Raw genomic sequence first — 9,954 nt, 5'->3', positions numbered from 1 at the left:
TCTACCGGCAGAACGACGCCACACCAGAGGACAAGGCCGAACGGGTACGGGGTGCTCCCGCATTCACGCATAAAAATTTTTTGTGAGCATATATATTATTCAATAAGGAGGGACTCAATTTGTCAGGAAAAAATATTCTTGAGATGAAGGGAATCACTATGCAATTTCCGGGAGTCAAGGCACTTGACGGCGTTAATTTCTCGTTGAGAGCTGGCGAGATTCATTCACTCTTAGGCGAGAACGGCGCAGGAAAGTCGACTCTCATAAAATGTCTAACAGGCGTTAATCAAATGGATTCAGGACAAATTATTCTCGACGGTCAAGAGATTCACCCGACCGGGCCGGGCAATGCTATAGAATTAGGTATATCGGCAGTCTTTCAGGAAATAAATTTATGTCCAAATCTGAGCGTCGCTGAAAATATTTTCGTAGGCCGCCAGCCCATGAAGCACGGCCAAATCGACTGGGCAGAAATTAACAAGAGAGCAGAAAATTTAATGTCCCGCTTTCACTTGGATATTGACGTAACCCGCCCGCTTTCTTATTATTCGACAGCAATACAGCAAATGACTTCTATAGCACGAGCCGTTGATATTCAAGCAAAAATTTTGATTCTTGACGAGCCTACAAGCTCACTAGACGAGAACGAAGTACAATTATTATTCAGTGTCATGCGCGAGTTAAAATCTTCAGGAATGGGAATAATATTTATAACGCACTTTCTCGATCAAATTTACGCCGTATCAGACAGAATGACAATTTTGCGCAATGGTCATTTAATCGGGACTTATGAAATTAACGAACTCGGAAAATTTGAGCTTGTTACAAAAATGGTCGGGAAGGATATGGACGTGATATTCAGCTTGAAACGTGCGGAAGTTCAGGACGGCGCGGATATAATATTAAAGGCTGAACACATCGGGGACTCGCAAATAAATGATATTTCTTTAGAGTTGCGAAAAGGTGAATTAATCGGTTTTGCTGGACTCTTAGGCAGCGGACGGACTGAGACAGCAGAAATGTTATTCGGAGCTGAAAAAATTTCACGGGGCAATATTTTTATTGACGGCGAAAAAGTAGAAATCAAGCAGCCATTTGACGCAATAAAATCAGAAATTGCCTTTTGTCCTGAAGATAGAAAGCGCGACGGAATTATAGGAGATTTGAGCATTCGAGAAAATATAATGTTAGCTGTACAGTCCCGAAAAGGTTTCATGCGGCCCATGACTCGGCAGGAACAGGAAGAACTCGCTAATAAATATATAAAACTTTTAGGAATAGCCACGCCCGATTGCGAGAAAAAAGCCGGTGAACTATCAGGGGGCAATCAGCAGAAAGTTATATTAGCTCGGTGGATGGCAGCAAATCCAAAAATTTTAATTCTTGATGAGCCTACACGTGGAATCGATATAGGAGCTAAAGCAGAGATTCAAAGATTAATGCTCGAAATGTGCAAAGATGGAGTCTCGTTAATATTTATAAGTTCCGAACTTGACGAGATTATACGCTGCTCAAACAGGATTATAATAATGCGGGATCGTGAAAAAGTTGCGGAAGTTGAAGGCTCTTCATGCACTCAACATGATATATTAAGAATCATAGCGGAGGGGGCGGCTTAAATGTCAGCGAAAAAATTTGATATTTCCGGACTCATGCAGTCAAAAGTAACATGGGCAGTAATTGCTGAGGCGTTAATTTTGCTGGTCTGCTTTGTGATTCGGCCTGACTTCTTCAGCATAAGTTATCAGCCTTCAACTGGAATGCTTTACGGGAGCTTGATAGATATTATAAATCGCTCGGCAGAAATTACGATTATTTCAATGGGAATGACTCTTGTTATTGCACTGGGCGGGACTGATTTGTCAGTAGGTGCGCTCGTTGCAGTTGCGGGGGCTATTGCTTTAAAATTTTTGCGCTGGGATGTTCTGACATATACGACTCCCGGAGATTATACAGTTTATCCGTATATTTTAGTTCTCGGAGTGCCTTTGATAGTCTGCGCTTTAATGGGACTGTTTAACGGTTTTCTTGTTGCTAAAGGCGGAATGCAGCCGATTATCGCGACTTTAATATTAATGGTCTGCGGGCGTGGGATCGCTCAAATTTTGACGGACGGGAAGCAATTTACAACTGGATATTCGCCTTTTAGAGTTATAGGACAGGGGAGTTTTTTGTGTTTACCCATGCCAATAATAATAACTATTATAGTAGTCGCTGCAGTTGCCTTATTTACCCGTAAAACAGCGTTCGGGGCATTTGTCGAGTCAGTCGGAGTTAATCCCAGTGCCAGCAGACTTTCAGGAATCAAGGCCGGCCAAGTAATTTTATTAGTCTTTATGATTACTGGCTTATTATCAGGAATAGCGGGATTAATTTATTCGAGCCGCATAATGTCAAATGACTCAAATAATGCCGGACTAAATTTTGAGATGGACGCGATTTTAGCTGTAGTAATAGGCGGGACAAACATGTCGGGCGGGAGATTCAGTCTTGCGGGGACTGTAGTAGGCTCGTTAATAATTCGCACAATCGTAACATTTGTATATTATTTCGGGATTGTTGCAGAGGCGACTATGGCATTTAAGGCGTTAATTATCGCTGTTGTTATAGTTTTACAGTCTGAACCGGTAAGAAAATATTTCGCTAAACGTGCGGCAAAGCGTCAGGGAGGTGCTAAATAATGAGAAATAGACAGACATTTTTTACTAGAATAACGAATCCTAAATATATAATGGTCTATGCAACAATCGGAATATTTCTTGTTATTTATGCAATCGGCGCGGCACTTTACGGGGATAAGGGTTTCTTAACTGTGAGAACATTTGTAAATTTATTTATAGACAATGCATATTTCGGAATTTCAGCAGTCGGAATGACTATGGTATTAATCACGGGCGGAATTGACTTATCAGTCGGTGCTGTAGCGTCTCTTACTGGAATGTTTATAGCATATGGGACTACAGTTTTGAATCTTCACCCGTTAATTTGCATTGCGGCGGCTGTAGTCATGGGAGTCGGGCTTGGCCTTATAATGGGCTGGGTAATTCATTATTTGAACGTCCCGCCGTTTATAACGACTTTGACAGGAATGTTTTTAGCTCGCGGGGTGTGTTCACTGATAAGCCGTGAATCAATTGATATACATCATCCCATGATTGACTCGTTGGCAGGCTGGAAAATTTATTTAATGAAATTCGCTGATGGTAAGTGGGTAAGAATCAAGCCCATAGCATTTATAAATTTCAACGTGATATTATTCTTAATCGTGATATTAATCGGGGCGTTTATTTTACAGCGAACACGATTCGGGCGGAATATTTACGCAATCGGAGGCAATGAACAATCAGCGGCCTTAATGGGACTCCCGGTCGGACGGACTAAAATTTTAGTTTACGGCTTTAACGGGTTATGCTCGGTCTTAGCTGGAATAAGTTACGCACTCTACGTAAAAAGCGGCTGGAATTTATCACTACAGGGCGGAGAACTCGAAGTAATAACCTGCGCAGTAATAGGCGGGACTCTTTTAACCGGCGGAGTCGGCTATATGGCGGGGACTCTTTTCGGGGTTCTGTTAAAATCAATAATTCCGGCTCTGATTACATTCAACGGCAATTTATTATCATGGTGGGGCAAGATTGCGACGGGGTTATTATTGCTTGTATTTATCTGCATTCAAAGAGTCATAACTACTTCAGCGGGCAGGAAATAAAAAAATTTTGCGCGGTGTTGTGTTATATGGCAGCACCGCATATTTTTGTGATAAATTAATTCTCGTGATTCAAGACATATAACAAATTAGTAAACTCTTCCGGTATAAATTGCCTGAATGATAATTCTTTGCCCGTTATAGGGTGAATAAATGACAACTTCCACGAATGCAAAAATACTCGATTCATAAATTTTTCCGGCGCTCCATAAGCATAATCCCCGTATAATGGACACCCGGCCGCCGACATGTGAACTCTAATTTGATGAGTCCTCCCAGTATATAATTTGCACTCAACAAGTGAATATTTTGCGCTTTCTTTTATGACTTTGTAGCCGGTTATTGATGGCTTGCCACCTTCGACTATTATAGAGTGAGTCGAGTCTTTAGGGTCTTTATCAATCGGACCGGATAAGATTCCTTCAGGCTGAGGCAAATGACCGTGTACCAGTGCTAAATAATATTTATTGATTTCACGAGAAGCGAACATTTTTTGTAATAAATTATAAGACTCTTGATTTCTAGCAACAACTAAGAGTCCCGATGTTCCCATATCTAAGCGGCTGACTATACCGGGGCGCATAAATCCGTCCATTTCCTTTAATTCCGGGTAACGCTGAACGAGCCCTTGAATCAATGTCCCGTGCATTTTACCGGGGGCGGGGTGAACGATTATTCCGGCGGGCTTGTTTACTACGATTAAATGATCGTCTTCATAAATTACGTCAAATGGTACATCATCTTCACCGACAAGAGCCGTTATATTTTCTGACTCTGGGACTATCGCAATAATTTTATCGCCCTTATTCACTTTTTGAGCCTGCTTTAAATGCTTGACTCCGTTTATTGACACTAGGCCGGTTTTGAGCATTCTCTGAATTTGCGAGCGGGTTATATTTAACTTTTCAGCTAAGAAAACATCAAGCCTTGAATAACTTGCTTCTGCTGTAATCTCTATTGCATTTTCCTGTAATTTTTCCTGCTCGTTTGACTCTTGTCTCTTTGCTATTAATTCACTGAATGAGTCTATAGCCTCGTCAAAATTTTCACGCTTTATAATAAAATTTTCTGTGTTCTCGTTTAAAGCCTGCATTATGGCACTCCTGCAAATAAAATTTATATCTCCGCCGTTAAGTCCTTCAGTTGATTGTGCTAGTTCGGTAAAATCAATATTATTATCTAAAGGTTTATCAGCGAGTTCAAGTTTAAAAATTTCTGCTCGGTCATTCTCTTCAGGGATGGGCATTTTGACGCGCAAATTAAAGACTGTCGGAGAAAATAAAGCCTTGTCCAAGCCCCGCGGGTTATCAGTTGCGGCCAAGACAGTAACGCCGTTGAGTTCTTCGATCCCGTTGAGTTCCGCAAAAAATTGTCCCCGCAAAGTTTGTGACGGAGGATTTTTATCGGGGAATATCGAGTCAATTCCGTCAAAGAATATAATTGAGGGTGCCGCCTGTTTTGCTGCACGGAAGATATTTTTTAGGGCGCGTTCAGAATCTCCCTGATAACGTAATAATAAATTTGCGCTCTGAACGTTTATAAAATTTAGGCCGCTTTCATGAGCCAGTGCCTTAGCTAGTGAAGTCTTGCCGGTTCCCTGTGCTCCATATAATAATATGCTCTTAATGGGAGTTAATTTATATTTCGTGAATAAATCTGCGTGTTCTAATGGCTGTCTTACTGCGTTAATTAGTTGCTGCTTTATGTCGTCAAGTCCTGCTATATCGCTGAATTTAGTATCAGGGACTTCAACAAAGAATTCACGTGTAGCCGAGGGGTTTGTCTCAAGTAATGCGTTAATAAAATGCTGCTGAGTAACTTCAAGTTTTGAAATTTTCTCATATGGGATCTCTTGAGTGGTAAAATTAATCATCGGCAAAATATCTCTAACGCATGACATAGCGGCCTCTTTCGCAAGTTCTTCCAAGTCTGCACCGACATAACCGTGTGATAAATCAGCAATTTTCATTAAATCAACGTCTTGAGATAAAGGCATTCCGCGAGTATGAATCTTTAAGATTTCAAGCCGCCCGTTTCTGTCAGGAATAGGAATCGAAATTTCACGGTCAAATCTTCCCGGCCTTCTCAAAGCAGGATCTAAAGAATTGGGAATATTTGTAGCTGCTATTACTATTAACTGTCCGCGTGATTTTAGGCCGTCCATTAGTGCTAATAACTGGGCAACTACTCGGCGTTCTACCTGTTTTTCTCCGCCCATTTCTGCGCGTTTAGGTGCAATTGCGTCAATCTCGTCTATAAATATAATCGAGGGTGCGCGGTCTTGAGCCTCTTCAAAAATTTTGCGGAGTCTCTCTTCGCTTTCACCGTAGAATTTGCCGATTATTTCCGGGCCTGATATATGCGTAAACCATGCGTCAGTCTCATTTGCTACAGCACGGGCGATTACTGTTTTACCAGTTCCGGGAGGGCCGTATAACAACACTCCGCGCGGGGGCTGAATTCCTAGACGCTCAAAAACTTGCGGAAATCTCAAGGGAAGCTCTATCATTTCACGGACTTTGCGAATTTGTGAACTAAGACCGCCTATATCTTCATAAGAAATTTTGTGAGAGTGCTTTATTTCTAAAGGCTTAAGCAAATTTAAATATGTAGATTTATTAATTATGACAGTGCCATCGGGGGTTGCTGCTGTAACTTGAAAGTCGCAGATACGAGTCCCGAATAAATTAACTCGGATTCTATCACCGGCCCTGACTGCTTGGCCTTCTAAGAGTGAAAGTATATAATGCTCGTCCTTCTCTCTATCAGATAATTTTACGTCTCCCAGCGGCTGAAGAGTTATACTGCCTGCAAAGTGATAAATTATGCTTGTCTCAAGATTTATATTATCGTCAAGTGAGACTCCGGCGTTTTCTCGTATAAGCCCGTCAATCTGAATTATTCCCGTGCCTGTTTCTTTGTCGCCTGCTCTGATTCTTGCTGGTGTAACAGTCCGGCCGGTTAACTCTATTAAATCACCTTCTGACAAATTTAATTCTTTCATATCATCAGGGTGAATCCTTGCAAGTCCCTTCATAGCGTCGCCCGAATAAGCCTCTAAGACCTTAAAAGATTTAATCATACTATTATGAATCCTCCGTGTTATAATAAGAACGTCCGGGAGGACAACGGACAAAAAACTTGAATGCCGGCTAAGGCTGCCACCTTAACCGACAAGAGTAATAACAAGAATGGTTAAAGGCGCGTTATTTATTTCGGATCAAACGGAGAAATTCCGTTAGTGCTTTGATCGCTTCAGCAAAGTATTTAAATACTGATGCAAGAGCTTTCAAGAATTCCACGAGGGTCTTCACAGCACTCCCTCCTTTCCTCTGCGGGCGGGAAGAGAACAAGAAACAAATTTCCTTTAGCGGCAACCCCCCGCCTGAATTGCCGCCCAGCGAACTGGGTTTCTCAAGCTAGGGTCCTCCTAATTTGCAGAACTTCACAAACTGTCTATTATTCTATCACATGAAATTTTACGGATTCTATAAATCTTCACTCATGCTATAATCAAAGCAAAATCATATTTTCACAATTACAAAAATTTGAATCTCGGCGTTCTCAAAAAAGGGGTAATTTATAGATGGAAGGCAATTTTTTATTATTATTCTTAGTGTTATGGCCAATGATAGGCGGGCTTGTGTCTTACTTTGTCGGCAAGAAAGATAGGAAATTCCGCGATTATACGGCTGATCTTGTCTGCTTAATTGAGCTTGCTGTAACTCTTTACGCTTATAAATTTATCGGGTCTGAGTTCAAAGCTCCCGGAGTCTGCGGACTGGGCATAAAATTTTGTCTTGACGGCTTCAGATATATTTATGCTGTAATAATTGCTTTCATGTGGGCAGTAACTACGATATTTTCACGCGAATATTTGACTCATCACAGAAATAGAAATCGCTATTATTTGTACGTGTTAATGACTCTGGGCTCGATTATGGGAGTATTTTTGTCGGGCGATTTATACACTACATTTATATTTTTCGAGATGATGTCGCTATTTTCTTATGTAATGGTAGTTCAGGACGAGACAAGGGACGCACAAAGGGCAGCACAGACTTATTTAGCAATTGCAATTATAGGCGGGCTTGTAACTTTGACGGGACTAATTTTATTTTACGCGAAAACGGGGACTCTTGATATTGACTCACTATCACGGCTCAAAATGGACAAGAGCGAGCTATATATTTCAGGCGTGTTAATTTTTACGGGATTTGCTGCAAAGGCTGCTATATTTCCGTCTCATATATGGCTGCCCACTGCTCATACTGCTGCACCTGCTCCCTCAAGTGCTTTATTGTCGGGACTGCTCACTAAATCGGGACTATTCGGGATTATTATATTATCCGCCGGAGTATTCTTGCATGATTCTATATGGGGATTTCTGCTCTTGATACTCGCAATTATAACAATGACACTCGGAGCTGTTCTCGCTGTATTTTCCGTGAATATTAAGCGGACTCTTGCATGTTCGTCAATGTCGCAATTAGGATTTATTTTAACGGGTATCGCAATGCAGTGCTTTCTAGGTCAAGAAAATGATCTAGCAGTAAGAGGGACTATTTTATATATGGTCGGGCACTCGTTAATAAAACTGGTATTATTTCTTTGCGCCGGTGTAGTTCACATGAATACTCATAAATTAAACTTGAATGACATAAAAGGGTTCGGACGCGGGCGAAAAATTTTTATGTTTGCTTTCATAATGGGAGGACTCGGACTCATGGGTGCGCCTTTATGGAATGGATATTTAGGCAAGACTTTAATACATGAAAGCATTGTAGAACATATACATCACACGGCGGGGACTCTTGCATTTATGAGCCTGTCAAGTGAAAAATTTTTATTTAATATATGTGAATGGCTTTTCTTGATTTCCGGCGGCTTAACTACTGCTTATGTAATAAAATTATTTGTAGCGTTATTTATTGCCCGGCCTGATAAAAATATGCACGTTAAAGAAAAATATATTTCAGGAGTAAACGCGGCATTATTGACTTTCTCGGCTTTGCTGCTGCCATTAATAGGAATGCTGCCATATGACACCGGCGATAAAATCAGCGTACTCGGCTCGGCTTTCATGAATGCCCCCGAACATCATCATATTATAAATTATTTCACCTTTGCAAATCTTGAAGGCTCAATAATTTCTATCTCAATCGGGATAATAGTATATTTCTTGTTCATAAAAAAATTCTTAATCAGCCGCGAAAATTACGATTATTATGACAAGTGGCCTGCATGGCTCAATATAGAAAATTTCTTATTTAGACCAGTAATCGGTGTAATATTGCCGTTTATCGGGTCATTATTTGCGAAAATTTTAGATTTATTCACAGCGGGGCCGGTTACTTTGGCATTGTCTAACATGTCGAGAATTAAATTTATTAAGCCGCCTGAAGATACAGATTTCGGATTCTATCACGACGAGTCAAAAAATGAGACAGTAGGGACTCTTTTGCCGTCAAGTCTTGCATACGGTTTAATGACATTTGCCGTCGGGCTTTTATTCGTGATTGCTTTCTTAATGCTATAATTGCGCAAAAAAAACAGGCCTCACACCCTCATGAGACCTGTTAAAATTTTATATTGTCTTCTTTCGTCTTATTGTGCGTGTATGTTTTGGCGTGTCAGTGTTTAATATAAATTGCTGCTTTGTTGCATTAGCTGAACTTAATGGAAGCTCAACCCATCCCCACGCGTTTACTAGAATAAATCTTGTCTTTATGCCCTGTTTTGCCAGTGCATCAATATGATTCGCATATCTCATCATGTCGTCATATATATAAGTATTCGAGATTATCCAGATTCTTTTACATTCCGGCCTGTTAAAGACTGCTGCGTAATCTATAGCCGCGTGGAGTCCGTTTTCACAGTCAGGAGGATTCACACTCACAACTATAGTATCAGGTTTGCCCTCAGGTTTCTTGTGTCCGGGTATGAGATCGGCAATATCTTCAAATTTGCTTAAACTCTCATAAAGATTCATAACTCCTACTGCTTCCTCGTCAAAAAATTGGCTCAACATAGCGTCAAAAACATTCTGTCCGTTATAAACTGTGTCAGGAGCTTCAATTGAGTCATGCATCCATTCCCGGAAAATCGCGACAATTTCAAGCACATAATCGGGATATTCAGTTTCTGTGATTGCGTCTAAAAGTTCCTGCGTTGTTATAATTTTGCGTTCTGTTACCGGCTCATTATTTATCATATATTTTCTGGGCATTAATTCCGCCTCCTTTAAA

General features: G+C 40.8%; 6 protein-coding genes. 4 read left to right on the top strand and 2 right to left on the bottom strand.

Translation table 11 applies throughout. From position 1 onward, the window contains the following. Window positions 1-119: 119 nt before the first annotated feature. Genes IJS99_10860 through IJS99_10850 form a run of 3 tightly spaced genes read left to right on the top strand, consistent with a single transcriptional unit; the run spans window position 120 to window position 3,709 of the window. On the top strand, window positions 120-1,619 hold the full coding sequence (locus IJS99_10860) for a sugar ABC transporter ATP-binding protein (GenBank protein MBQ7562308.1): 1,500 nt from the start codon (window positions 120-122) through the stop codon (window positions 1,617-1,619). Further along, entirely contained in the window at window positions 1,620-2,681 is a 1,062-nt protein-coding gene (locus tag IJS99_10855; GenBank protein MBQ7562307.1) for an ABC transporter permease, read from the top strand. Beyond that, window positions 2,681-3,709 carry a hypothetical protein gene (locus IJS99_10850; GenBank protein MBQ7562306.1) on the top strand — a complete coding sequence of 343 codons (1,029 nt, stop codon included), beginning with the start codon at window positions 2,681-2,683 and terminating at the stop codon, window positions 3,707-3,709. The genes IJS99_10855 and IJS99_10850 overlap by 1 nt, the downstream gene beginning before the upstream one ends. Window positions 3,710-3,764: 55 nt before the next feature. Here IJS99_10850 and IJS99_10845 read toward each other — a convergent pair whose 3' ends face one another. Next, the gene (locus IJS99_10845; GenBank protein ID MBQ7562305.1) at window positions 3,765-6,788 is read right to left on the bottom strand and encodes an RluA family pseudouridine synthase; all 3,024 of its coding nucleotides are present in this window, start codon (window positions 6,786-6,788) and stop codon (window positions 3,765-3,767) included. Window positions 6,789-7,292: 504 nt separating this feature from the next. Here IJS99_10845 and IJS99_10840 point away from each other — a divergent pair. Next, window positions 7,293-9,245: a hypothetical protein gene (locus IJS99_10840; GenBank protein MBQ7562304.1), complete on the top strand. Its 1,953-nt coding sequence runs from the start codon at window positions 7,293-7,295 to the stop codon at window positions 9,243-9,245. Window positions 9,246-9,293: 48 nt separating this feature from the next. On the opposite strand, the gene IJS99_10835 is transcribed toward IJS99_10840, so the two are convergent. After that, entirely contained in the window at window positions 9,294-9,935 is a 642-nt protein-coding gene (locus IJS99_10835) for a hypothetical protein (protein MBQ7562303.1), read from the bottom strand. Window positions 9,936-9,954: the final 19 nt, after the last annotated feature.

It is taken from the genome of Synergistaceae bacterium (genome assembly GCA_017444345.1).
Taxonomy (GTDB): Bacteria; Synergistota; Synergistia; order Synergistales; family Aminobacteriaceae; genus JAFUXM01.
The sequence above is the reverse complement of the archived record's forward strand: the minus strand, read 5'-3'. Positions and strand labels throughout refer to the sequence as shown.

Coding starts and splice junctions, on each gene's coding strand:
- IJS99_10855 (MBQ7562307.1), top strand. CDS start 1,620: ATGTCAGCGAAAAAATTTGATATTTCCGGACTCATGCAGTCAAAAGTA.
- IJS99_10850 (MBQ7562306.1), top strand. CDS start 2,681: ATGAGAAATAGACAGACATTTTTTACTAGAATAACGAATCCTAAATAT.
- IJS99_10845 (MBQ7562305.1), bottom strand. CDS start 6,788: ATGATTAAATCTTTTAAGGTCTTAGAGGCTTATTCGGGCGACGCTATG.
- IJS99_10840 (MBQ7562304.1), top strand. CDS start 7,293: ATGGAAGGCAATTTTTTATTATTATTCTTAGTGTTATGGCCAATGATA.
- IJS99_10835 (MBQ7562303.1), bottom strand. CDS start 9,935: ATGCCCAGAAAATATATGATAAATAATGAGCCGGTAACAGAACGCAAA.